Here is a 22,339-nt window from a genome sequence, read left to right on the forward strand (position 1 = left end):
CCCGGAGTAGGCGTTTCCGGCCCCGGCGAAACGACCGGTCCACGGTCCACCCGGGACCGGGCGCGGCAATTGCGGTTCGGCAATTGACAGCAGGGCGCGGGTGGACGAGTTTGTGCTCGGTCGGCAGAGCTGCCGGCAAGGCGGCGACCCGACCAGCCCGCGATGCGGAGGCACAGGATCGGAGAGTCCGCCATGACCACAGACGCTGCACCAGCCCCGTTGATCCGGTCGCAGCGACGCCGCGCGGTCGTCGCCAGCACGGTCGGAACCGCCATCGAGTGGTACGACTTCTTCCTGTACGGCACCGCGGCAGCGCTCGTCTTCCCCCACATCTTCTTCCCGGGGGCAGACCCGTACGTCGGCGTGATCGCCGCCTTCAGCACCCAGTTCGTCGGGTTCGCCGCGCGGCCGATCGGCGCCGCGATCTTCGGCCACTACGGCGACGTGATCGGGCGCAAGGCGACTCTGATCACCACGCTGCTGATCATGGGGATCGGCACCGCCCTCATCGGCGTGCTGCCCGGATACGAGAGCATCGGCGTCACGGCGGCGGTCCTGCTCACGGTGCTGCGCCTGCTCCAGGGCATCGCCGTCGGCGGCGAATGGGGCGGATCGGTGCTGCTGGCGATGGAGTGGGGCTCCCGCAAGCGGCGCGGGCTCTACGCGAGCTGGCCGCAGCTCGGCGTGCCCATCGGCCTGCTGCTCTCCACGGCGATGGTCCAGCTCATGTCGTCGCTGACCGGGCCGGACTTCCTCACGTGGGGATGGCGCGTGCCGTTCCTGGCGAGCATCCTGCTGATCGCCGTGGGCCTCTACGTCCGGCTGCGCGTGCTGGAGAGCCCGGAGTTCGCGGCGGTCAAGGCACAACGGACGGTCGCCCATCGCCCGCTCGTGGAAGTGATCAGGCGGCAGTGGCGCGACATCCTCCTCGCCGCGTTCGTACGGCTGTCCGAACAGGCGCCGTTCTACCTGTTCGTCACGTTCGTGCTGAGCTACGGCACCACGACGCTCGGGCTGCCACGCGGTGACCTGCTGAACGCCACCTTGATCGCCGCCGCGATCGGCCTGGTGAGCGTGCCGCTGTTCGGGCACCTGTCCGACATCATCGGACGCAAGCTGATGTACGGGATCGGGGTCGTCTGCGTCGGCCTCTACGCGTTCCCGTACTTCGGGCTGCTGAACACCGGCGTCGGGGCGCTGGTCGTGCTCGCGATCGTTCTCTCGCTGGTGTTCCACGACATGCAGTACGGGCCGCAGGCCGCGCTCATCGCGGAGACCTTCGGCACCAACATCCGCTACAGCGGAGCGGGTCTCGGCTACCAGCTCGCCTCGGTCATCGCGGGCGGGCCGGCACCGTTGATCGCCGCGGCGATCCTGCAGAGCACGGGGTCCAGCACCGGGATCAGCTGGTACATCGTCGGGTGCGCGGTGGTCTCGTTGATCGCCCTGCTCCTGATGCGGGGCCGGGGAAACGTGTACGACCCCGAACCGTCGGTGCGGGCCGCCATGGAAGACCGCTGAGATCTCCGTAGCCGTCGCGCCGCCGGACCCTCGGTTTCCCACGGCGCGCGCCGTGTGTGATGTTCGCACCGGACGCGTGGGGTACCGAGGGGGGTGCGCGTGGCCGACCTGGCGGGGCTGCGGCCGGGGGTCGGGCTGCGGCGACACCAGCTGGACGCGCTCGACGGGGTGGGCGAGGCACCGGCCCACGGTGGACGGCGCGCCTGGGTCGTGCTGCCGCCCGCCGCCGGCGAGACCGTGGTGGGCCTGGAGGGCGGCGCGGCGCCTGGGCGGCTGATCCACGAGGTCGCGCGCTCGACGCCCGACGTCCCGGCGATCGCCTACGCCACGGCCGAGGCGCTGCACGCGGCCGGGCGGATCGACCGCGGAGCCGACGCGGTCGTGATCGCGCCCGACGAGACGGGGCGTGGCAGTTCCGCCGGACCGGCGCCGATCCCGCGGTCTCCGAGCGGTACGCGACCGCGCTGGACGAGGTGCTCGGCCCGCCCGCCGACCCGCGCTACCTGATCGGCCGCTACGTGCCGCCGGACCCGGGAACCACCTGGCCGGCCACGCTGCTCGCCGGATGGCGCCCGCCCGCGCGCTGGGCCCGTCCCCGTGCCGTGGCCTACCACGCGGTGCCGGCGGCGCTGGCCGAGCACCGACGGCACGCAGACCTCTTCGCGAGGGCGTGGCGGCGCTGGGTCAGCGACTGGTCGCGGCCGGTCTACACCCGCAGGCCCCGAGGGGTCGCTGCTGCTCGCCTCCCGGCGCGGTCTCTCCCCATTGGACGCCCGGACGGCGCTGCGCCTGACGTGGGAGTAGTCTAGTGACCAGATGAGAAATCCGGTCACCAGTCACGACCGCGGAGAGCGGATCCTCGACGCCGCAGCAGACCTGGTGCTGCGGTGGGGCTACAAGCGGGTCACCATCGAGGAGGTCGCCAAGCGCGCCGGCATCGGCAAGGGCACGGTGTACCTGCACTTCCGCTCTCGCACCTGGCTGTTCGTGTGCCTGCTCATGCGCGAGTCGCTCGGCGTCGTCGACGAGCTCGCCGGGGCGATCCGCCGGCACCCGGCGACGGTGCTGATCTCCGAGCAGGCCCGCCTCACGTACACCGAGGTGCAGCGACGGCCGCTGCTGCGGGCGCTGTTCACCCGCGACGACGACGTGCTGGGCGAGCTGGCGCGCGGGTCGGACGCCGACCCCGTGCACACCTGGCGGGGCGAGCTGGCCGCCGATCTCTTCCGGCTGCTCCGCGAGCACGGGCTGATGCGCACCGACCTGGACCTCGCCACCCAGATGTACGTGGTGGGTGCGGTGCAGACCGGCTTCTACCTCCAGCAGCCCGCGCCCGGTTCCCCGGAGGAGACCGCGGCCGCGCTGCACCACACCGTCCACGCCGCCGTGGAGCCGGCGACGGCCCCCGACCCCGGCGTCCTCGCGGCCGTCGCCCCGGCGGTACTCGCGAGATACGAACAGTTCCGCGCCACGCTCGCGTCCGCGATCAGCGCGCAGGAGGGACGAGCATGAGCCGCATCGTCATGACGGGCATGCCCGCGGCGGGCCACGTCAACCCCAGCCTGCCGCTCGTCCGGGAGCTGGTGCGCCAGGGCGTCCGCGTCACGTACTACTCCACAGGGCAGTTCCGCGACGTCATCGAGCACACCGGCGCCGAGTTCCGCCCCTACCCGGCCGGGACGATCACGGCCGAGGACATCGCCGACGCCACCCGCACCGGCAGCCCGGTGCGGGTCGTCGTCCGGGTCCTCGCCGCCACCGAGATCCTGGTGCCGTTCCTGCAGCAGGAGCTGCGCAGCGAACCGGCCGACGCGGTGGCCCACGACTCCAACGCGATCTGGGGCCACCTGGTGGCGAGGAGCCTGCGCCTGCCCACGGTCTCGTTCATGACCACGATGCTGGTGGGAGCCGATGCGTTCCGGAGCCAGACGGCGCGCGAGTGGCTCCAGTTCCTCCGCGCCGCCGTGCGCGACATGCCCGCCGCGGTGGCGGCCCGGCAGCGGGTCGTGCGCCGCTTCGGCAAGGACCTCTTCCCGCCGCGACCGGCCTTCCCGGCGCTCGGCGACGTCACGCTCTTCCCCATCCCCCGGTGGCTGCAGCGACCCGACCCGCGCATCGACGGGACGTGCCACTACATCGGCGCCACGATCGACCCGGACACCCGCGCCCGCGAGCTCGACGCCGAGTTGGCCGCCCACCTCGAGGGGCCCGAACCGCTCGTACTCGTGTCGCTGGGCACCCTCCACTCGGGCACCGAGGCGTTCTTCCGAGCCTGCTTCGACGTGCTCGCCGACCTCCCCGCGCGGATCCTGATCGCGGTCGGCTCGCACACCGATCCCGCCCGGCTCGGCCCACCGCCGGCGAACACGCTGGTCCGTGCGTCCGTCCCACAGCTGGAGGTGCTCCGGCGCACCGCGGTGTTCGTCACCCACGGCGGGATGAACAGCGCCCTGGAGGGCCTCGCGAACGAGGTGCCGCTCGTCGTCGTCCCCCAGCAGTTCGAGCAGCTGCTCATCGGCCGTGCCGTCGCCGAGCGGGGTGCGGGCGCCGTGCTGCGGCACAACCTGTCGAACCGGCCCGTCCCGCCCGCTGAGCTGCGGGCCGCCGTCGAACGCGCGCTCACCGACCCGTCGCTCCGCGCCGCCGCGAAGGCGCTCGCCGACACCGTCGGCGAAGGCGGCGGGCCGCCCGCGGGGGTCCGGGCGATCACGGACCTGCTGGGCGCAACCGGCTGAGCAGCTCGACCACCGGCGCGGACGGCCGGGGCGGGTGCACGACGTAGACCTCGCGGACCGGGGAACGCCCGGCAAGGTCCTTGGCGACGACCCGGCGCCCCGCCAGCATGCTCGCCGGCACGAAGGAGACGCCGAGCCCCGCCTCGACGAGCGCGAGCGTGACCTCGTAGTCCCTGGTCTCGTAGGCAACGGGCAGCGGGCCGAGCGAGTCCAGGCAGATCCGGTTCGGCACGCCCGGCGCCCCGGAGACCCAGTCCTCGCCCGCGACGTCGGCGAGCGCGATCTCCTCCGCGGCCGCGAGCCGGTGGCCGGGCGGGAGCACCAGGCGCAGGGGGTCCCGCAGGAGGAGCCGACGACGCATGCCGCGGGCCGGCGGGAGCGTGACCCCCGGGTAGCGGTGCGTGACGAGCAGGTCGAGCTCGCGCGCGGCGACGAGGCCGTAGCCCTCGGGAGGCTCGACGTCCACCAGCGAGGTGCGGATCCCGGGGCGCCCCGCCTTCAGCGCGGCCAGCGCCCGCGGCAAGAGCGTCCGCGCGGCGGTCGAGAAGGCGCCGACCGCGATCCGCTGCGGTTCCGCGCCCACGGCCGCCCGCACGGCCCGCTCGGCGGCGCGCAGCTCGCCGACCACCCGTTCCCCGTGCTCCAGCAGGACCCGCCCCGGGCCGGTGAGCCGGGTGCCGGTGCGTCCCCGCTCGATCAGCGGAGCGCCGACCTCGCGCTCCAGCTTGGCGAGCTGCTGGGAGAGCGCCGACGGCGTGAACCCCATCCGCGCGGCCGCCGCCGCGATCGAACCGGCATGGGCCACCTCGACGAGCACGCGCACGCGGTCCGCGTCCAATGCCATTAGCGTTCCTGATGCTCGCCCAGCAGGTCGAACTTCAGCTTAACGATCGGCGGACGCATGCTCGTCCTATGACGTCCCTTCCCACGGCCGCGAACGTCGCCGCGGCCGCGACCCGCCTGGCCGGCCACGTCCGGCGCACTCCCGTGCTGCGCGCCGAGGTGGACGGCCGCCCGCTGGTGCTGAAGCTCGAACACCTCCAGCGCAGTGGCTCGTTCAAGCTCCGGGGCGCCCTGAACGCGCTCCTCGCCGGGGAGCCGCCGGAGCGCGTCGTGACGGCGTCCGGGGGCAACCACGGGCTCGGCGTGGCCACCGCGGCCGGCATCCTCGGCGTCCCGGCCGTGGTCTACGTGCCGAGCGGCGTGCCGGAGAGCAAGGCCGGCCGGATCGAGGCGACCGGCGCCAAGCTGATCCGCCACGGCGACACCTACGCCGACGCCGCGGCCGCCGCCCGCGCCGAGCCCGGCCGGTACGTGCACGCCTACGACGACCCCGTCGTCGTGGCCGGGCAGGGCACGGTCACGGCCGAGGTCGTCGAGGAGTGCCCGGACGTGGACGCGGTCGTGGTGGCGGCAGGCGGCGGCGGGCTCGCTGCAGGTACCGCCCTCGCCGCCGGGGACCGCACGGTCGTCACCGTCGAGCCGACCGGCTGCCGGGCGGTGCACGCGGCGCTCGAGGCCGGCGCGCCGGTGGACGTCGAGATCGACTCGGTGGCCGCATCGGCCCTCGGCGCCACGCGGATCGGCGACCTGCCCTTCGCCGTGCTCCGCGCCCGCGACGCCGTGCCGGTGCTCGTGGCCGACGCCGAGATCGTCTCGGCGCAGGAGCGGCTGTGGGAGGAGTTCCGGCTGCGGGTGGAGCCCGCCGCCGCGGCACCCTTCGCGGCGTGGCTGGCCGGGCGGGTCCCCGGCGATCTCCCGTGCCTCGTACTGTGCGGGGCGAACTCGTGACCACCGAGCGGTCACACGGCAAGAGTGGTGGTGGCACACCGACTGCAGTTCGTATGTCGGCGCGCAATTCGGTGTGCGACTGACATTCCTCGCAGCTCGGCCGGGGTACGTGGCGTGGGCGATGACCAACGCGCTGCGCCTGGAGCTCGCGCCGCGGGGCATCAGCATCACCGCGCTGCACGTCGGGTACGTGGACACCGACATGGTCGCCCACCTCGACGTCCCGAAGAGCGACCCGGCGACGATCGCCGCGCTCGCACTCGACGGCGTCCGGGACGGCGCGTTGGAGGTCGTCGCCGACGACGTCAGCCGCTCCGTGTGCAGCGGGCTCTCCGGCGAGCTCTCGGTGCTCTACCCACAGCTCACGGTCGCTGGAAGTGCCAGATGATCTCGGCCGGGAAGCCGGCGTCCGCCGCCCGGGCGGCCTCCGGCACCACAGCGGCCAGCGACCACGGCCATGCGTCCCACGGCCCGAGCTCCGACACCCGGTCCGGGACCCCGTCGACCGGTTCGGGGAGGGGCTCCTCGCACCGGCGCAGCTCCAGGCCCACGGCGAGCGCCGCACGCAGGTAGTCGCCCACCAGGTGGCGGTGGCCGGGCAGCCTGCCGGGGCGCCCTTCGGCGTCGCGCAAGGTGGGGATGGCCCCGCGGAAGATGCGCTCGGGGTGCATGTCGGAGACCACGACGTGGCCGCCGGGACGCAGCACGCGTGCGAACTCCGCGAACGCCGGGCGGAGGTCGGGGACGTGGGCCAGTGCCAGCCCGCAGGTCACCAGATCGGCGGAGGAGTCGGCGACCGGCAGCGCGGCGAGGTCGCCGGACCGGAAGTCGCCGCCGGGGACGTTCGCGCGGGCCCGGGCGAGCATGTCCGGCGAGCTGTCCACGCCGATCACCCGGTGCCCGCGCTCGGCGAGCAGCGCCGAGAACCGGCCGGTGCCGCAGGCCGCGTCCACGGCGACGCCCGCGGGGATCCCGGCCACGATCTCCTTCACGAGCGGCTCGTCGAAGTCGAAAGCCGTGTTGTGCCCGTCGTCGTAGGTGGCCGACCACACCCGGTACCCGTCGACCGTGCCCACCCGGTCGACGGCCACGGCGGCGCCGGCCAGCGACTCGTCGGCCAGCAGCTCCCGGACCTCCGCGATCCGGGCCTCCACGAACTCGCGGTCGTACTCCCCGGTGAACCCCCGCAGCAGGGCGATGCCTTCCAGCCCGATCAGGTACGCCAGCGGGTGCTCGTAGATCACGGCCCGGGACCGTAATCGCGGAGCTGGCCGGCGGCGACCGCATTACCCGGCTCGCCCGCTCGTTCCCCGGACACCCGGTGACCGGTAGGTTGCGGGCAGTTCCGAGGGGGGATCACGGCCGTGGACGCGGAGCCGGGCATCGACCCGCACCGGGTGGCCGAGGTCATCGCCGCGGGCCCCGACGGTGCGGGCCGGCGGGGCTCCGGCTACCGGGTCGCGTCGGGCGTGGTGCTCACCGCGGCCCACGCGGTGGCCGACGCCCGGGCCGTCCGCCTGCGCTTCGACGCCGACACACCGGGTGAGTGGAGCACCCCGGCCGTCGAGGTGGTGGCCGACCCGGCCTCCGACCTCGCCGCGCTGCTCGTCGACGCCCCGGACGTCGTGCCCGCCTGCGCCTTCGGGCGGATCGGTGACGGTCCCGACGTGGCCCCGGTGACGGCCGTGGGGTTCCCGCGGTTCAAGCTGAGGGACTACGCCGCCCCGCTGAGCGGCTCCTACCGCGACTCGCACCACGCGGTGGGCACGGTGGCACCGCTGTCGAACAGGCGCTCCCGGCGCCTCGAGGTCGACGTCCCGCCGCCCGAGCGCGATCCGGATCCCCGCGCCTCGCCGTGGGAGGGCATGTCCGGGGCCGCGCTGTGGGCCGGCCGCCGCATCGTCGGGGTCGTCACCGACCACCACCGGTCCGACGGCCTCGGCCGGCTCGCGGCGGCGCGGGTCACGGAGCTCCTCGACGAGGGCGCGGGTGGCTCGGCGCGCCGCCTGCGGGAGGTGCTCGGCCTGCCGCCGCGGCTGCCGGACGTGGCCGGACCCGGGGCGGCGTCGTACCGGCTGCAGATCCAGGACATCGCCCCCGATGAGCTGCTGGGGCGGGAGGAGGAGCTGCGCGCCCTCGCCGGGTTCACCGAGCAGTACGGGTGGTGGGAAGGGCCCCCGTGGGCCGGCAAGACCGCGCTCATGGCCTGGTTCGCCCTCCACCCACCGCGGGACGTCGACGTGGTCGCGTACTTCGCCGGTACCGGTGGCGGCACGTTCCTCGTCGCGGTGTCCGAGCAGCTCGCCGTGCTCGCCGATCGGCCGTTCGACGCGCCCGTGACGAACGCCGACCTCCGCCGCGGGCTGCTCGGGCTGGTCGAGGCGGCGACGGGGCGGTGCCGCGCCGCCGGGCGCAGGCTCGTCATCGTCGTCGACGGGCTGGACGAGGACACCGGGCCGGCCACCCGGGAGCCCGGCATGGCGGCGCTGCTGCCGCGCCGCCCGCCACCCGGCACGACGGTGCTCGTGACGAGCAGACCCGACCACCTGCTCCCCCGGGACGTACCCCCCGACCACCCGCTGCACCGGTGCTCCCGCCACCGGCTCCCGGTCTCGCCGCACGCTCGCGACGTGGAGCTCTTCGCGCAGCGGGAGCTGGCGGAGCGGCTGCGGGAAGGCCCGCTCCACGAGGAGCTGATCGGGCTGATCACCGCGTCCGGCGGCGGGCTCACGAGGGATGACCTCGCCGAGCTGAGCGGCGCGTCCCCGTTCGGGGTCGCGGACCTGCTCGCTGGCGCGTTCGGGCGCAGCGTGGCCACCCGGACGAACCGCGGCTACGTCCTCGCGCACCGGGCGCTGCGGGACGCCGCCGAACGGGAGCTCGGGTCGCACCTCGACAAGTACCGAGGGCGGCTCGCCGGCTGGTGCGAGGATCACCGCCGACGCGGCTGGCCCCCGGACACCCCCGGCTACCTCCTGCACGACTTCCCGCGCGTGCTGGCGGCATCGGGCGACGTCGCGCGGCTGGCCGCCCTCGCCGCCGACCCCCGGCGCCACGAGCGGCTGCTGGATGCCACCGGCGGCGACGCGGCGGCGCTCGACGAGATCGCGCTGGCCCAGCGCCTGGGGGCAGATGAGCGCGAGCCGGACCTGCTGGCGGCCACACTGCTCGCGCTGCGACGCGAAGAGCTCACCGACCGCAACAAACGCGTTCCGGTGCGGCTGCCGGCGGTGTGGGCCGCGCTGGGCCGCCGGGATCGGGCCGCGGCGCTCGCCATGGGGTTCCCGAAGCGCAAGCGGCGGGCCGCCGCCCTCGCCGCCGCGGCGTGCGCTGCCGCGTGCGCAGGTCGCCTCGACGACGCCGAGGTGCTCGCAGCCCGGGTACCGGACGAGGGCAGGCGCGACGGCGCCCTCGCCACGATGGCCGTCGCGGCCGCCGTCCACGATCCGGACCGGGCGCTGGGGTGGGCGCGCCGCTGCTCGACGGAACGTCGCACGGGCGCGCTCGCACGGGTCGCCGCCACGCTGGCCGGCCGGGATCGGCAGCGGTCCCGGGATGTCGTCGCCGAGCTGGCGGCGGCGCCGCTGGGCCACGGTTCCCGCGTCGCCGTCGCGCTGGCCGCCGCCGCGGTCGGCGAGCCGGACCGGGCCGAGGCACTCGTCGCCGGCATCCCGCGAGGTGGTTTCCGCAGCCGCGCCCTCGCCGAGGTTGCGGTGGCGCTCGCCGATGCGGGCGAGGCGAGCCGGGCGGAGGAGGTCGCGGGAACCGTCCGGCGTCCGGGGCTGCGGCTCCCGGTGCAGGCCGCACTGGTCCGCTGCGCGGTGCGGCGGGGAGACGGCGCGGCCGCGCGGCGGCAGCTCGCCGCGCTGCACGACACGGCCCGCAGGGCGGCTCACCCCGGTGATGCCCTCGTCGAGCTGCTCGCGCTCGCCCGGACGGTGGCCGACCCCGCCGTCGTCGCCGAGCTGCTGCGCGGATCCGAGCGGCTGGTCACGGAGCGGATCGGCCGCGACCAGCGGGACTGGGCTCGCGCACGGCTGGCCGTCGCGCACGCCGCGGTCGGGGACACCGGGCGTGCCGAGGCGCTGCTCGACCTGCTCCCGGACGGAGACCGGACCGCCGACGCACTCGTCGAGATCGCCGAACATGCCGCCCGCAGCGGCCACGCCGACCGGGCCGAGGCACTGGTGCGCCGCGTGCCCGGCGACGGCCGCCGGATGCGCGCGCTGGCCGACGTCGCGGCCGCTCTCACGGCCCGTGACCCGCGCCGGGCCGAGGTCATCGCCGTCGAGGCCGAGAACATGGCGCGGCGGACGAGCGACGCGCACCGGCTCGCGACGATGGCGGACCGGGTGGTGGACGGCCTGGTGGCGCTGGACGAGGCCCGGGCCGCCCGGGCTGTCGCCGAGCGGATCGCGGAGCCGTCCGCCCGGGACGCGGCGCTGGGCCGGGTGGCCACGGCGTTCGCCACGAGCGGTGCGGTCGAGGATGCGATCACCCTCGCCCGCGCGCTGGACGAGCCGGAGCACCGCTCCTGGGCGTTGGTCGGCATCTGCGAGGCCCAGGCCGCCCGGGGTGACCGGGACGGGGCGGCCGCCACCGCCGCAGCGGTCCGCGCGGAGCCATCGGGGGACGGCTACACCCGCGTCGTCGCATTCCTGCTGCTGTCGGCGGCCCTGCGCACCGCGGGTGCGGTCGAGGACGCGGAGCGCCTGCGGGCGGCCGCGACGGCGCAGGCCGTCGACGACGTCGCGGACCCCGGCCAGCGGGCGCGGGCGATCGCGCAGCTGGCGGTGACGCTGGAGGGCGCGGGCGACCCCGTCCGGGCCGCGGTGATCGCGCGGCGCACCGGGGCGATGCTGGCGAACATCGATGATCGAGGCCGGCAGGACCGGGCGCGCACGCGCGTGGTCGAGGTCTTCGCGGCGGCGGGCCGGACGACGTGGGCCGACGCCGTCGCCCGTCCGATCGCGGGCGCGGCGGCCCGGGTGCGGGCCCTGGCCGCCCTCGCCGCCGCGACGCCGGGCGACGCGGATCGCGCGTGGACCCTGCTGAGCCGGGCCGAGGAGGCGCTGCCGACCATCGAGAGCGCGGAGGAGCGGGCAGCCGCGACCGGCCGGATCGCCATCGCAGCCACCGTCGTGCTCGCCGCCGGTACCGCACCGGAACACGACCGGCGCGCATGGGCCGGCCGTCTCGTGGCGGCGCTGCTCGGCACCGAGTGCTGGGTGGAGGCCGTCCCGGCCCTCGCCCGGCTGGACCGAGCCGCATTCGACGCCCTCGCCCGGTGGCTCGGCGAGCACCCGCATTGTGACGGAATCCTTGGAAAGCCTTAAGGCAGCGATGCGTGTGCGCTATCACGTCCCCCACTAGGCTCGGAACCGTCCGATCCGACCCCACCGAGAGGAGGCGCGCGATGTATGACGCCAACAGCATGTCGCCACTGATCGTGCCCATCCGGTGGAGCCTGCGGCACGACGGATTCGTCGAGCGCTTCGGGCTCCACCGCCCTCCCGGTCGATCGCACCGACCACGCGTGGGGATGGGTTCCCAGCTGTGACAGGCGGACCGCCATCCCGGCACCGGGTCGTGCGACCCGGCTGTGGAGTGCGATTCCGCGAGGAGACTCGTCATGCCGTTGGCGCTCTCGGAAGTCATCGCGCAACTGCGCGCCGAACTCGCCGACGCCATGCGCGCGGGTGAGAACGAGCAGCTCCGCTTCGAACTCGGCCCGGTCGAGGTCGAGCTCACCGTGGGCGTCGACAAAGAGGCCAAGCCCGGCGCCAAAGCCAAATTCTGGGTGCTCGAGCTGGGCACCGAGACCCGGTTCGCCGCCTCGTCCACGCAGAAGATCAAGCTGACGCTCGATCCGCGCCACACCGCCCATCCGGGCCGCCGACCCACGATCTCGGGCGACGAGGTTCCGAACGAACGCTGACGGTCAGCTCTTCCCCGGAACCCGGGCGCGCAACGCCAGCACGATGGGCGTCGGGCCCCCGCTCTCGGCGAACCGCTCCGGCACCATGCCAGCGTCCAGCACGGCGTTCAACAGCTCCGCGAGCGGGAAGTGGCTGGCGCCGACCTTGTCCCGGATCCCCCGGTCGGTCCACGACTCCTTCGTCCAATGACGATCGCCGTACCCCTGCCGGACCACGACGGCGTCCGGATCGGTGCGGTCGGCGAACCCGCCGCAGAAGCAGGGGTGGACGCCCACGTGGACGAACACGCCCCCGGGTCGCAGCACCCTGGCGGCCTCGCGGAGCACCGCCGGGTACGCGGGCATGTCGGTGTGGACCATCACCGCGATCGCCGCGTCGACCGACCCGTCCCCGAGCGGCATCCGTTCGGCGTCGGCGCGAGCACACGCGAGCCTGCCTCGTGCGTGCCGCAGCATCCCGGCCGAGACGTCGACACCGACGGGGAACCACCCCATTGCGCGCACGCTCGCGGCGTGCACCCCGGTACCGCAGCCGATCTCGAGGCAGTGGCCGTCGCCCGGCCCGAGCAGGCCGCGCAGCGCACGGTCGATCCCGGCCGGGTCGTCGACCGAGCTGCGGGGCAGGAACTCACCCTCGTACCAGTCCGCGATCTCGTCGTAAGCCGCCGTCGCCGCCATGCCCGCCTCCCCGGGGTCGGGGCGAGCTTACGGCGCGGAGCGCGCTGTTCCCGCCCCGATTCCGATGCCCGCATGGTGGCCTTACCGGCGTAGCACGGCAGCACGGCCACCTTGCCGGCGTCGCGTGCCCACCACGTGCCGGGCAGGTGGTCGCCACGGATGCCCCGAGGCCGGCCGCCGGCGCACCCTGTGCCCTCACGAGCACCAGGAGGGACACCATGGGCAAGGTCGTCGCACAGGCGTCGATGTCGCTGGACGGGTTCATCGCCTACCCGTCCGGCGGCGTCGGGCCGCTCTTCGACTGGTACCGCAACGGCGACGTCGAGTTCCACGACAACGAGCCGACCCGCGGCTACCGGCTCACGGCGGCGAGCGCCGATTACCTGCGGCCGGTGTGGAGCGACGTGGGACCGAGCGTGATCGGGCGGCGGCTGTTCGACCTGACCGACGGCTGGGGCGGGACCCCGGCGGTGGGCGACGCCGTCTTCGTCGTGACCCACCGGGTGCCCACGGAGTGGGTGGAGTCCCACCCGGACGCTCCGTTCACCTTCGTCACCGACGGCGTGGAGAGCGCGATCGCGAAGGCGCAGTCGGTGGCGGGCGAGCGGATCGTGGCGCTGACCGCGGGTGACCTGACCGGGCAGGCCCTCGCGGCCGGCCTGGTCGACGAGCTGCGGATCGACCTCGTACCTGTCCTGCTCGGCACGGGCGTGCGATTCTTCGGCGGCTTCACCGGGGCCGAGCGGCTGCTCGAGAACCCGGAGGTCGTCCAGGGTGACCGCGTGACCCACCTGCACTACCGCATCCGTGAGGAGTCGTGAACGCCGTGAAGATGCTGCTCGAGCTCATCCCCGTCCCGGTCGCCGACATCGATCGCGCCAAGGAGTTCTACGTGCGCGCGGGCTTCGCCGTCGACGTCGACGTGCGGCCGGCCGAGGGGGTGCGGGTGTGCCAGCTGACGCCACCCGGCTCCGCCTGCTCGATCACGCTGACCAGCGGCCTGCCCCAGGTCGCCGACGCGGTCCCCGGGTCGCTGCGTGGCCTGCACCTCGTCGTCGCCGACGTCGCGGCCGCCCGGGACGAGCTCGCCCGCCGCGGCGTGGCGGTCGGCGAGATCGACGAGGTCGGAGGTGGCGTCAAGTACGTCCCGTTCAGCGACCCGGACGGCAACACGTGGGTGCTGCAGGAGATGCCGTGGCGGGCGGACGACTTCGCGCCGTCAGCCGAATGAGCCCAGGTTCGGCAGGTCGTGGCCGAGCCGGTCGCGCTTCGCCGTGAGGTAGCGGACGTTGTACTCGTCCACGGGCGCCAGTAGCGGGACCCGCCCGCTGACCGTGATGCCGTGCTCGGTGAGCGCGAGCACCTTGTCGGCGTTGTTGGAGAGCAGCCGGACCGACCCGACGCCGAGGTGGTGCAGCACGCGGGCCGCCGCGCCGAAGTCGCGCACGTCCACCGGCAGGCCGAGCGCGGTGGCCGAGTCGACGGTGTCGAGCCCCTGCTCGTCCTGCAGCACGTGGGTGCGGACCTTCGCGACGAGCCCGATCCCCCGGCCCTCGTGGCCGCGCAGGTACACGAGCACGCCGCACTCCGCGTCGGCGATCGCCTCCACCGCCGACCGGAGCTGGGCCCCGCACTCGCAGCGCAGTGCCCCGAACACGTCGCCGGTGAGGCACTCGGAGTGGACCCGGACCAGCACGTCCGCCCGGCCTCGTGGTTCACCGCGGACGAGGGCGAGGTGCTCGTTCCCGTCGTGCGGGTCCCGGAACGCGACGGCGCGGAACCGGCCGCGCCGCGTCACCAGGTCCGACTCCGCGACCTCCGCCAGATCCGTGTTGCGCGTGTCGCGCATGAGCTGCCCCTCTCGTCCCCTCTTGCGAACCGTGAGAAGGTCCACCGCGATGGACCTCCTCCCGGTCGACACCACGTTCGACGCGCGCGACCACGGCGCCACGGTCGCGCTGCTCCCGGTCGGCAGCTTCGAGCAGCACGGCCCCCACCTGCCGCTCACCACCGACACCCTGGTCGCCAGCACGATCGCGCTCGAGCTCGCGACCGTGTACCCGGTCTTCAGGCTTCCACCGCTCACGATTTCCTGCTCGCACGAGCACGCGGCGTGGGCCGGCACGGTCAGCATCTCGGCCACCACACTGGCCGCCGTCGTGCGTGACGTGGCCACGTCGGTCGCGCGTGCCGGCGCGAGCACGCTCGTGCTCGTGAACGGGCACGGCGGCAACTACGTGCTCGGCAACGTGGTGCAGGAGGCGAGCCTCGACCCGTTCCGGATGGCGCTCTTCCCCACCGAACCGGACTGGGACGACGCCCGCGCCGAGGCAGGCCTGAGCACCACCGGCCTGTCCGACATGCACGCCGGTGAGCTGGAGACCTCGATCCTCCTGCATGCGTTCCCGGATCTCGTCAGGCCGGGGTACGAACGGGCCGACCACCTCGCCGACGACCGGCGGTACCTGCTGTCACGGGGGATGCAGGCCTACACGGAGTCGGGAGTGGTCGGTCGGCCGTCGCTGGCGTCCGCGGAGAAGGGACGTGCGGTGCTGGCGAGCCTCGTCCGGTCGTTCGCAGGCCACCTGTGAGGCGGCCCGCCGTCAGCCGCAGCAGCAGCACCGCCCCGCCGGGCAGGCAGGCCACCATGCAGAGCACGCCGTACGCGACGGCGGCGGCGAAGCCCTGCTCCGCCCCCAGCCCCACCGCGCCGAACCCGACGGCGGCGACGGCCTCCCGCGGGCCCCATCCGCCGACGTTGAGCGGCAGCGCCATGACCAGGAGCGCGAGCACGAGCAGCGGGAGGAGCTGCGTGACGGGCGCGGTGGCGCCGACGGCGCGGGCGGCCACGACGAACGTCGCGAGGTAGCCGGCGAGCGCAACGACGGAGAGCCCGACGATCCCCGGCGCGGCGCCGGCGCGCACCACGGCCCGCACGTCGGCGGCCACCGGACGCAGGCGCCCGCGCAGCAGCCATCCCAGTACCGGGAGCACCGCCAGCACGAGGATCCCGATCCACCCGGCGCCGGGCACGAGCTCACCGAGCACGCCGAGCAGGGCGGGCTCCACCGCCAGCACCACCGCGGCCACTCCGACCAGCACGACCAGACCCACGAGCCGTTCGAACACGACGGCCCGCACACCGCGCCCGACGTCACCGGCCCGCCTGCCGTGCCCGACGGCGCGGTGCAGGTCGCCGAGCATCCCGGCCGGCAGCACGGCGTTGAGGAACAGGGCCTGGTAGCAGTCGGCGACGGCCCTGGGGAGCGACAGGCGCAAACCCAGGCCGCGCGCCACCAGGCACCAGCGCCACGCGCTGCAGACCGTGGTGACCACCCCGAACGCGAGTGCGGCGAGCACCGGCCCCGCCTGCAGCGCGGCGAGCGCGTCCAGGACGGCCGCCGGCCCCGACCACCACGCGAGCACGCCGACGATCGAGGCCACGGCCAGCGGCCGGGCGACGCGTGCCGGGCTCACGAGCACGTCTCCGGAAGGGCGAGCAGGTCGGCGTGCCCGACGACGACCCGCAGGTCGCCGTGGGCCGCCGCCTCCAGCCTGCGCCGCATGTAGGCCTCCGCTTCCTGGGCGAGGCCGGGCCGGTGCTCGCACGCGGCGGCGACCCAGCCGCGCAGCCACTGCTCGAGCAGCGCGCCGTTGTCAGGACCGAGGCGCCACGGACTCGGCGCCCGCACGACCGCCACGCCGTGCCGCCCGAACGCCGCCGCGGCAGCGGGCGCTGCGTCCGGTCCGAGCAGCCTCCGGCCGTCGACGGTGCGTCGCTGGTGGGCGTCGAACGCGGCGGCGAAGGCGGAGTCGAGCGGGTCGGTGGGCCTGATCAGCACGCTGCCGGTGACCGAGAGGGTCAGCAGCGCCGCACACCCCGCCGCCGCGCACGCCGCGGCCAGGCGCTCCACCTCGTCGGCGGTGAGCAGGTCCAGCAGCGCCGACGCCGTGACCACCGCCGTGCCGGCGAGCTGCGCGGCGTCGAGGCCGGTGAGGTCACCTTCCCGCGGCTCGGCGCTGACCCCGGCCGGCAGGCTCGCCATGGCCCGGTCGAGGAGGGCCGGGTCCCGGTCGTGCAGCAACCAGTGCTGGGGCCGCGGGAGCCGGTCGGCGAGCCAGCGGCCCATCGATCCCGTCCCGCAACCGAGGTCGCGCACCACCAGCAGGCTGCCGGGCCGGATGGGCAGCCACGCGTACAGCCGGTCGGCGAGCTCGGTGGACCGGGCGGCGGCGTCGGCGGGCTCACGCAACGCCAGCCAGTCCGGCGTGACCGGGGTGCCGGGGGAGCTCACGTCGCCTCCTCGCTGGCGCTCGTCGGCCACGCTCGCTCGAGCGCTGCTGTGTTGAACGGTGAGCTCGCAAGCTCGCTCACGCCAACGCGTCGGCCAGGCACCGCGCGGTCACCTCCCAGCCGGTGAGGGCGCCGCGCCGCTGCCGGGCGGCCGCGCGCGCCGAGCGGCGCAGCTGCGGCTCGTCGAGCCAGCGGCGCAGGCCTGCCGCCAGCGCGGAGGCGTCGGCCGGGGGCACGAGGAGACCCGGGAGATCACCGTCCGGCGCGCGGCCGAGGGTCTCCGGCACGCCGTCGACCGCGGCCGCGAGCACCGGGACGCCCCTGGCGAGCGCCTCCGTCACGACCATGCCGTACGACTCGGCCCGCGACGGGAGCACCAGCAGGTCGGCCGTCGCGTACACCGCGTCGAGCGCGGCCCCGCGGAGCGGGCCGGTGAGTGCCACTCGGTCGCCCAGGCCGTACCGCTGCACCAGGTCGCAGACGAACGCGACGTGCGCGGGGGCGCGGGTCACCGGGCCGACGAGGAGGCAGCCCCAGTCGCGGTCGGTGATCCGGGCCAGGGCCTCGACGAGCACGTCCTGGCCCTTCGTCGGCGTGATCGACCCGACGCACAGCAGCCGCGTTCCGGCCTCCTCGGCGTCGGCGAGCGGGGCAGGCTCCACGCCGGGCGGCACGACGTGCACCCGGTCGGCCGGGAGCCCGTGCACCGTGACGAGCCGGCGGGCCGCCCACGGGCTGGTGGCCACGACCGCGGCGGCGGCGCGCAGGGTGATGCGCTCCCGGGCCATGCGGTCGGCCGCCACCGCGGGCGGCAGCCCGGTCTCGTCGGCGAGCGGCAGGTGGACGAGCACGACGAGCCGCAGCCGCCGCGCGTGCGGGGCGAGCACGTCCGGCACGGAGCACGCGACGAGCCCGTCGAGCAGCACGTCGGCCCCGTCCGGCACCGCCGCGAGGCGCCGGCCCAGCTCCCCGCGCGCCGCAGCGTCGGGCTCCGGCCAGCGGCCGTCGACGGCGATCTCGCACACGGTCCGGCCGACGGCCGGCAACGCCTGGCAGACGCGCCGGTCGTACGCGTTGCCGCCGCTGGGACGGGCCGGGTCGTCGATGTCGCCGGGGACGACGACGTAGATCGTCCGGGCCGTCACGGGAGCCGTCACAGGGACCGCTCGTAGCTCGCCCACGCGATGTGCGACTCGTGCAGCGTCACGACGATCCCGGAGATCCCGCGCGCCCCCTCGCCCAGCGCTCCCGCGTGGATGCGGTCGGCGAGGCGGTCGGCCACCAGCCGGGCCAGGAACTCGGTGGAGGTGTTGACGCCCGCGAAGGCTGGCTCGTCGTCGAGGTTGCGGTAGTTGAGCTCGCCCAGGACCTCGCCGAGCTGCTGGGTGGCCAGCCCGATGTCGACCACGATGCCGTCGTCGTCGAGCTCGGGGCGGCGGAACGTCGCGTCCACCACGAACGTGGCGCCGTGCAGGCGTTGGGCGGGACCGAACACGTCGCCCCGGAAGCTGTGGGCGACCATCATGTGGTCCCGGACCGTAATGCTGAACACTCTGGCTCCCTCGCCCCGCGGCTGGATTCCGTTCCTACCCCACACGTGCCGCTGCCCCGGGAAGTTCACCGGCACCGGTGAAACGGTGACCGCCGCCCCGGGTGCGTCAGGCGGTCGGGTAGCGCAGCCGCACGCACAGGGCGGGCAGCGTGCCGTCGGCGAGGCGGGGCAGCAGCGCGGGCAGCTCCTCGAACGGGTGCTCGGCCGTGACCAGCGCGTCGAAGCGCGGGTCGGCGAGCAGCCGCAGCGCGACGGCCATGCGCCCGGCGTAGCCGCGGCCGGCCCGGCGCGGCGAGACCGTGCCGACCTGGCTGCTGCGGACCGCCAGGCGCTTGGCGTGGAACGCCTCGCCGAGCGGCAACCGCACCGGCCGGTCGCCGTACCAGGACAGCTCGACGACCTCGCCCTCCGCGGCCAGCAGCTCGAGCGACCTCGCGAGTCCCGCCTCGGTGGCGCTGGCGTGCACGACGAGGTCGCAGTCGCCCTCGGCGGCGTCCGGCGTGGCGAACCCCACGCCCAGCTCGGCGGCGATCGCGGCCCGGGCCGGGTCGGCGTCGACCAGCTGGACCCTGGCTCCGGGGATCCCGGCGAGCAGGGCCGCGACGCTGCACCCCACCATGCCCCCGCCGACCACGGCGACCCGGTCGCCCACCAGCGGCGCGGCGTCCCACAGCGCGTTCACGGCCGTCTCCACAGTGCCCGCCAGCACCGCGCGGGCCGCCGGCACGTCGTCGGGGACGGGCGTGACGGCCGTCGCGGGCACCACGAAGCGCGTCTGGTGCGGGTACAGGCAGAACACCGTCCGGCCGACGAGGTCGGCTGCTCCGTGTTCGACGACCCCCACCGCGAGGTACCCGTACTTCACCGGGGCGGGGAAGTCCCCCTCCTGGAACGGGGCCCGCATCGCGGCGTGCTGGCTCCGTGGCACGCCGCCGCGGAAGACGAGGGTCTCGGTGCCGCGGCTCACCCCGGAGAACAACGTGCGGACGACGACGTCGGTGGGGCCGGGTTCGGGCAGGTCGACCGCCCGGATCTCGCCCTCGTGCGGCGCGCGCAGCCAGAATGCTCGGGCGCTGTGACCCATCTCTCATCCTTCCAGAGGTGAACCGACGGGACCGCGCGGACGTGATGCGGAGGTGGAACGCGGAGTGGTCACCAGCACGTGCACATTAGTGAAGGGAGGCCCGGAACAGGCCGCAGCTGCCGGCATGCAGCTGCTGATCCTGGCCGGGCTAGCCGCCGCGTTCGGGCTCGGACCGCTCGGTGTACTGGTCGGAGTGGTGTACGCGGCGGCATTGCTGGGGCTGCTGTCCGCCGCGATGCACCGTGCCGGGCGGTCCGTGCTCGGCCCCGCCGACCTCGTCACGCTCGCCAGGGCGCTGCTGGTCGGCGGGGTCGCCGCGGTCGTCGCCGACGGCCTGCTCACGGGCCGGACGGCCCCGGCCGCGCTGGTCGCCCTCGCCTCGGTGGCGCTGGCGCTCGACGCCGTCGACGGGAAGGTGGCCCGGCACACGGGCACCGTGTCGCCCGTGGGCGCCCGCTTCGACATGGAGGTCGACGCGTTCCTCGTCCTCGTCCTGAGCGTGCACGTCGCCGGCATCGTCGGGCCGTGGGTCCTCGCGATCGGCCTGATGCGGTACGTGTTCGTCGCGGCGGGCCGCCTGCTGCCCTGGTTGCGCGGGCCGGTGCCGCCGAGCCACGTCGCGAAGACGGTGGCCGCCGTGCAGGGCGTGGTGCTCGTGGTCGTGGCCGCCGGGTTGCTCCCGTACCCGGCCACAGTCGCGCTGGTGGCCGTGGCGCTCGCCCTGCTGGTCTGGTCGTTCGGCCGGACGGTGCAGTGGCTGTGGCGGGCCGCGCGGGTTCCGGCCGCCTGCTGAGGACACGCGTCCGGAGAGCATCCGCGCAGGGCGAACCGCGTGGCCATCACCGGGTCGCGATCGGTAGCGTCGAGGGGCCGAACGACAGGAGCTCCTCGATGACCGGCCCAGCCACCGGCCACCCCGACGCCGAACCGCAACCCGCTGCGGCCGCGGCCGCCTCGCTGGTGATCTGGCTCCTCGTCGGCTCCGCGTTCGTCATGATCCTCAACGAGACGATCATGAGTGTCGCCCTGCCGGCGCTGATCGCCGACCTCGGCATCTCCGTCAGCACCGCACAGTGGCTCACCAGCGGCTTCCTGCTGACGATGGCGGTGGTCATCCCGATCACCGGGTTCCTGTTGCAGAGGTTCCCGCCGCGGCGGGTCTACCTCACGTCGATGCTGCTGTTCAGCACCGGCACCCTCGTCAGCGCGCTCGCGCCCGGGTTCCCGGTGCTGCTCACCGGCCGGATCGTGCAGGCCGCTGGCACCGCGGTGATGGTCCCGCTGCTCATGACCACCGTGCTGCGCCTGGTGCCCGCCGAGCGCAGGGGCGCCACGATGGGCACGATCACGATCGTGATCGCCGTCGCCCCCGCGGTGGGGCCGACGCTCTCCGGCGTCATCCTCAGCACCCTCGGCTGGCGGTTCATGTTCTGGATCGTGCTGCCGATCGCCCTGGTCGCGTTCGCGGCGGGCGCCCGGTGGCTGCGGGTGGCCGCCGAGGTGCGACCGGTCCCACTCGACCTCGGCTCGGTGGCGCTCTCGGCCCTCGGGTTCGGCGGCCTCGTGTTCGGGCTGAGCAGCGTGGGCGAGTCCGCCCGTGGGCACGCGCTCGTCCCGCCGTGGATCCCCACCCTGATCGGGGTGGTGGCGCTCGCCGTGTTCGTCGCCCGCCAACTGCGGCTGCAGGGCGCGGGCAACGCGCTGCTGGACCTGCGGCCGTTCGCGCACCGGCCGTTCGTCCTCGCGATGGTGCTCGTCGTGCTGAGCATGATGTCGCTCTTCGGCGTGCTGATCCTGCTGCCGCTCTACCTGCAGGACGTGCTGCGGGTCAGCCCGTTCGTCACCGGGCTCGCGGTGCTGCCGGGCGGGCTCGCGATGGGCCTGCTCGGGCCGGTGGTCGGCCGCCTCTACGACGAGCTCGGCCCGCGCACGCTCGTCATCCCCGGAGCGGTGGTGCTCACCGCCGCGCTCTGGGCGTTCACCACGCTGGGCGATGGCTCGCCGCTGTGGATGATCATCGCGTTCCACGTCGTGCTGGTGCTCGGGATCTCGCTGATGCTCACCCCGCTCATGACCGACGCGCTGGGCCGGCTGCCCGGGCACCTCGACTCGCACGGCAGCGCGATCATGGCCACGCTCCAGCAGGTGGCGGGCGCGGCCGGCACCGCGCTGTTCATCACCGTGATGGCGGTGGCATCCGATGGCGCCACCGCGGGCACGGACGCCGGGGGCGCCCGCGCGGCGTTCATGGTGGCGGCGATCATCGCCACGATCGCGCTCCCGCTCACGTTCCTCGTCGGCGCCGGCACGCAGAGCTCCCGCGACGCGAACGGCACTCTGGCGCACTGATCCGAGAATGATGTCGGGGACGGGCGAGCGGGATCATCGGTCCCGGCGGGGTGGGTGCCCGGTCGGGACGGGCTGGGGTGCGGTCAGGCGGCGGGTTCGAGGGTGACCTTGTAGCCGAGTGCTTCGAGTTGGCGGACGTGGGTGCGTTTCTTGCGTTCGGGGCCGATCCGGTTGTCGTAGAAGTCGGCGCCGAGGTCGTGGTAGCGGGCCTCGGGTTCAGACAGCAGATGCCAGACGATGACCAGGATGGAGCGTCCGATCGCGACGATGGCCTTCTTCTTGCCGCGCCGGCGCGCGATCCGCCGGTAACGCTCGCCCAGGAAGGTGTCGGTTCGGCGGGCGGCGACGGCGGCTTCGCCCAAGACACGGGCCACGAGCTGGCCCGCCGCAGCCTCGG

General features: G+C 74.8%; 22 protein-coding genes and 1 pseudogene. 13 read left to right on the forward strand and 10 right to left on the reverse strand.

Going from position 1 to position 22,339, the window contains the following annotated elements:
• The first annotated feature begins 192 nt into the window (after positions 1-192).
• The 4 genes from ABEA81_RS02290 to ABEA81_RS02305 all read left to right on the forward strand — a co-directional run bounded on the left by ABEA81_RS02290 (position 193) and on the right by ABEA81_RS02305 (position 4,256).
• Positions 193-1,521 (forward strand): MFS transporter, encoded by a 1,329-nt coding sequence (locus ABEA81_RS02290; RefSeq protein WP_345602886.1) that lies wholly within the window; start codon positions 193-195, stop codon positions 1,519-1,521.
• Positions 1,522-1,620: 99 nt separating this feature from the next.
• Complete coding sequence (locus tag ABEA81_RS02295; RefSeq protein ID WP_345602887.1) at positions 1,621-2,028, forward strand: hypothetical protein; 408 nt, start codon at positions 1,621-1,623, stop codon at positions 2,026-2,028.
• 309 nt (positions 2,029-2,337) lie between these two features.
• Positions 2,338-3,033, forward strand: a complete 696-nt coding sequence (locus ABEA81_RS02300) for a TetR/AcrR family transcriptional regulator (RefSeq protein WP_345602888.1) — start codon at positions 2,338-2,340, stop codon at positions 3,031-3,033.
• A complete protein-coding gene (locus tag ABEA81_RS02305) occupies positions 3,030-4,256 on the forward strand; it encodes a macrolide family glycosyltransferase (RefSeq protein ID WP_345602890.1) in 1,227 nt (408 codons plus the stop codon). The genes ABEA81_RS02300 and ABEA81_RS02305 overlap by 4 nt, the downstream gene beginning before the upstream one ends.
• Here ABEA81_RS02305 and ABEA81_RS02310 read toward each other — a convergent pair.
• Positions 4,228-5,100, reverse strand: coding sequence for a LysR family transcriptional regulator (locus ABEA81_RS02310; RefSeq protein WP_345602891.1), 873 nt, complete (start codon positions 5,098-5,100; stop codon positions 4,228-4,230). The two genes, ABEA81_RS02305 and ABEA81_RS02310, sit on opposite strands and share 29 nt — an antisense overlap.
• Positions 5,101-5,168: 68 nt before the next feature.
• Here ABEA81_RS02310 and ABEA81_RS02315 point away from each other — a divergent pair, with 68 nt between their 5' ends.
• Together ABEA81_RS02315 and ABEA81_RS02320 are read left to right on the forward strand one after the other, a co-directional pair.
• Complete coding sequence (locus tag ABEA81_RS02315; RefSeq protein WP_345602892.1) at positions 5,169-6,047, forward strand: serine/threonine dehydratase; 879 nt, start codon at positions 5,169-5,171, stop codon at positions 6,045-6,047.
• A 73-nt stretch (positions 6,048-6,120) separates the two neighbouring features.
• Positions 6,121-6,435, forward strand: coding sequence for a Rossmann-fold NAD(P)-binding domain-containing protein (locus tag ABEA81_RS02320; RefSeq protein ID WP_345602893.1), 315 nt, complete (start codon positions 6,121-6,123; stop codon positions 6,433-6,435).
• Here the strand turns inward: ABEA81_RS02320 and ABEA81_RS02325 are convergent.
• A complete protein-coding gene (locus tag ABEA81_RS02325) occupies positions 6,410-7,291 on the reverse strand; it encodes a class I SAM-dependent methyltransferase (protein ID WP_345602894.1) in 882 nt (293 codons plus the stop codon). The genes ABEA81_RS02320 and ABEA81_RS02325 overlap by 26 nt on opposite strands.
• A 120-nt stretch (positions 7,292-7,411) precedes the next feature.
• Here ABEA81_RS02325 and ABEA81_RS02330 point away from each other — a divergent pair, with 120 nt between their 5' ends.
• Complete coding sequence (locus ABEA81_RS02330; RefSeq protein ID WP_345602895.1) at positions 7,412-11,383, forward strand: trypsin-like peptidase domain-containing protein; 3,972 nt, start codon at positions 7,412-7,414, stop codon at positions 11,381-11,383.
• A 296-nt stretch (positions 11,384-11,679) separates the two neighbouring features.
• Positions 11,680-11,985, forward strand: coding sequence for a trypco2 family protein (locus tag ABEA81_RS02335; RefSeq protein WP_345602896.1), 306 nt, complete (start codon positions 11,680-11,682; stop codon positions 11,983-11,985).
• 3 nt (positions 11,986-11,988) lie between these two features.
• Here the strand turns inward: ABEA81_RS02335 and ABEA81_RS02340 are convergent, their stop codons facing one another.
• Entirely contained in the window at positions 11,989-12,663 is a 675-nt protein-coding gene (locus ABEA81_RS02340) for a class I SAM-dependent methyltransferase (protein WP_345602898.1), read from the reverse strand.
• Between the two features lie 218 nt (positions 12,664-12,881).
• Here ABEA81_RS02340 and ABEA81_RS02345 point away from each other — a divergent pair, with 218 nt between their 5' ends.
• Both ABEA81_RS02345 and ABEA81_RS02350 read left to right on the forward strand, forming a co-directional pair.
• Positions 12,882-13,484 (forward strand): dihydrofolate reductase family protein, encoded by a 603-nt coding sequence (locus ABEA81_RS02345; RefSeq protein ID WP_345602899.1) that lies wholly within the window; start codon positions 12,882-12,884, stop codon positions 13,482-13,484.
• On the forward strand, positions 13,481-13,894 hold the full coding sequence (locus ABEA81_RS02350) for a VOC family protein (RefSeq protein WP_345602900.1): 414 nt from the start codon (positions 13,481-13,483) through the stop codon (positions 13,892-13,894). The genes ABEA81_RS02345 and ABEA81_RS02350 overlap by 4 nt, the downstream gene beginning before the upstream one ends.
• On the opposite strand, the gene ABEA81_RS02355 is transcribed toward ABEA81_RS02350, so the two are convergent.
• On the reverse strand, positions 13,883-14,512 hold the full coding sequence (locus ABEA81_RS02355; protein ID WP_345602902.1) for a GTP cyclohydrolase II: 630 nt from the start codon (positions 14,510-14,512) through the stop codon (positions 13,883-13,885). The genes ABEA81_RS02350 and ABEA81_RS02355 overlap by 12 nt on opposite strands.
• Positions 14,513-14,561: 49 nt before the next feature.
• Here ABEA81_RS02355 and ABEA81_RS02360 point away from each other — a divergent pair, with 49 nt between their 5' ends.
• Positions 14,562-15,254, forward strand: coding sequence for a creatininase family protein (locus ABEA81_RS02360; RefSeq protein WP_345602903.1), 693 nt, complete (start codon positions 14,562-14,564; stop codon positions 15,252-15,254).
• Between the two features lie 73 nt (positions 15,255-15,327).
• Here ABEA81_RS02360 and ABEA81_RS02365 read toward each other — a convergent pair.
• The 5 genes and pseudogenes from ABEA81_RS02365 to ABEA81_RS02385 all read right to left on the reverse strand — a co-directional run.
• Positions 15,328-16,146 (reverse strand): annotated as a pseudogene (locus ABEA81_RS02365) (lysylphosphatidylglycerol synthase transmembrane domain-containing protein); the annotation flags it as partial.
• A complete protein-coding gene (locus ABEA81_RS02370) occupies positions 16,137-16,958 on the reverse strand; it encodes a class I SAM-dependent methyltransferase (RefSeq protein ID WP_345602904.1) in 822 nt (273 codons plus the stop codon). The gene ABEA81_RS02370 and the pseudogene ABEA81_RS02365, both read right to left, overlap by 10 nt.
• 76 nt (positions 16,959-17,034) lie before the next feature.
• Entirely contained in the window at positions 17,035-18,114 is a 1,080-nt protein-coding gene (locus ABEA81_RS02375) for a glycosyltransferase family 4 protein (RefSeq protein ID WP_345602905.1), read from the reverse strand.
• Positions 18,111-18,509 carry a 6-pyruvoyl trahydropterin synthase family protein gene (locus tag ABEA81_RS02380; RefSeq protein ID WP_345602906.1) on the reverse strand — a complete coding sequence of 133 codons (399 nt, stop codon included), beginning with the start codon at positions 18,507-18,509 and terminating at the stop codon, positions 18,111-18,113. The genes ABEA81_RS02375 and ABEA81_RS02380 overlap by 4 nt, the downstream gene beginning before the upstream one ends.
• A 106-nt stretch (positions 18,510-18,615) precedes the next feature.
• The gene (locus tag ABEA81_RS02385) at positions 18,616-19,593 is read right to left on the reverse strand and encodes a zinc-dependent alcohol dehydrogenase (RefSeq protein WP_345602907.1); all 978 of its coding nucleotides are present in this window, start codon (positions 19,591-19,593) and stop codon (positions 18,616-18,618) included.
• A 124-nt stretch (positions 19,594-19,717) separates the two neighbouring features.
• Between ABEA81_RS02385 and ABEA81_RS02390 the strand changes: the two genes are divergently transcribed.
• Positions 19,718-20,386 carry a CDP-alcohol phosphatidyltransferase family protein gene (locus ABEA81_RS02390; protein WP_345602909.1) on the forward strand — a complete coding sequence of 223 codons (669 nt, stop codon included), beginning with the start codon at positions 19,718-19,720 and terminating at the stop codon, positions 20,384-20,386.
• A 98-nt stretch (positions 20,387-20,484) separates the two neighbouring features.
• Positions 20,485-21,942 (forward strand): MDR family MFS transporter, encoded by a 1,458-nt coding sequence (locus tag ABEA81_RS02395; protein WP_345602910.1) that lies wholly within the window; start codon positions 20,485-20,487, stop codon positions 21,940-21,942.
• A gap of 83 nt (positions 21,943-22,025) precedes the next feature.
• On the opposite strand, the gene ABEA81_RS02400 is transcribed toward ABEA81_RS02395, so the two are convergent.
• A complete protein-coding gene (locus ABEA81_RS02400) occupies positions 22,026-22,316 on the reverse strand; it encodes a hypothetical protein (protein ID WP_345602911.1) in 291 nt (96 codons plus the stop codon).
• Between the last annotated feature and the right edge of the window lie 23 nt (positions 22,317-22,339).

The sequence above is a fragment of the Pseudonocardia adelaidensis genome, assembly GCF_039543345.1.
GTDB classification, from domain to species: domain Bacteria; phylum Actinomycetota; class Actinomycetes; order Mycobacteriales; family Pseudonocardiaceae; genus Pseudonocardia; species Pseudonocardia adelaidensis.

Excerpts from the sequence above, each read along its gene's own strand:
- ABEA81_RS02340 (WP_345602898.1), bottom strand. The coding sequence starts at position 12,663 with ATGGCGGCGACGGCGGCTTACGACGAGATCGCGGACTGGTACGAGGGT.
- ABEA81_RS02345 (WP_345602899.1), top strand. The coding sequence starts at position 12,882 with ATGGGCAAGGTCGTCGCACAGGCGTCGATGTCGCTGGACGGGTTCATC.
- ABEA81_RS02305 (WP_345602890.1), top strand. The coding sequence starts at position 3,030 with ATGAGCCGCATCGTCATGACGGGCATGCCCGCGGCGGGCCACGTCAAC.
- ABEA81_RS02360 (WP_345602903.1), top strand. The coding sequence starts at position 14,562 with ATGGACCTCCTCCCGGTCGACACCACGTTCGACGCGCGCGACCACGGC.
- ABEA81_RS02395 (WP_345602910.1), top strand. The coding sequence starts at position 20,485 with ATGACCGGCCCAGCCACCGGCCACCCCGACGCCGAACCGCAACCCGCT.
- ABEA81_RS02290 (WP_345602886.1), top strand. The coding sequence starts at position 193 with ATGACCACAGACGCTGCACCAGCCCCGTTGATCCGGTCGCAGCGACGC.
- ABEA81_RS02385 (WP_345602907.1), bottom strand. The coding sequence starts at position 19,593 with ATGGGTCACAGCGCCCGAGCATTCTGGCTGCGCGCGCCGCACGAGGGC.
- ABEA81_RS02335 (WP_345602896.1), top strand. The coding sequence starts at position 11,680 with ATGCCGTTGGCGCTCTCGGAAGTCATCGCGCAACTGCGCGCCGAACTC.
- ABEA81_RS02310 (WP_345602891.1), bottom strand. The coding sequence starts at position 5,100 with ATGGCATTGGACGCGGACCGCGTGCGCGTGCTCGTCGAGGTGGCCCAT.
- ABEA81_RS02390 (WP_345602909.1), top strand. The coding sequence starts at position 19,718 with ATGCAGCTGCTGATCCTGGCCGGGCTAGCCGCCGCGTTCGGGCTCGGA.
- ABEA81_RS02315 (WP_345602892.1), top strand. The coding sequence starts at position 5,169 with ATGACGTCCCTTCCCACGGCCGCGAACGTCGCCGCGGCCGCGACCCGC.
- ABEA81_RS02355 (WP_345602902.1), bottom strand. The coding sequence starts at position 14,512 with ATGCGCGACACGCGCAACACGGATCTGGCGGAGGTCGCGGAGTCGGAC.
- ABEA81_RS02300 (WP_345602888.1), top strand. The coding sequence starts at position 2,338 with ATGAGAAATCCGGTCACCAGTCACGACCGCGGAGAGCGGATCCTCGAC.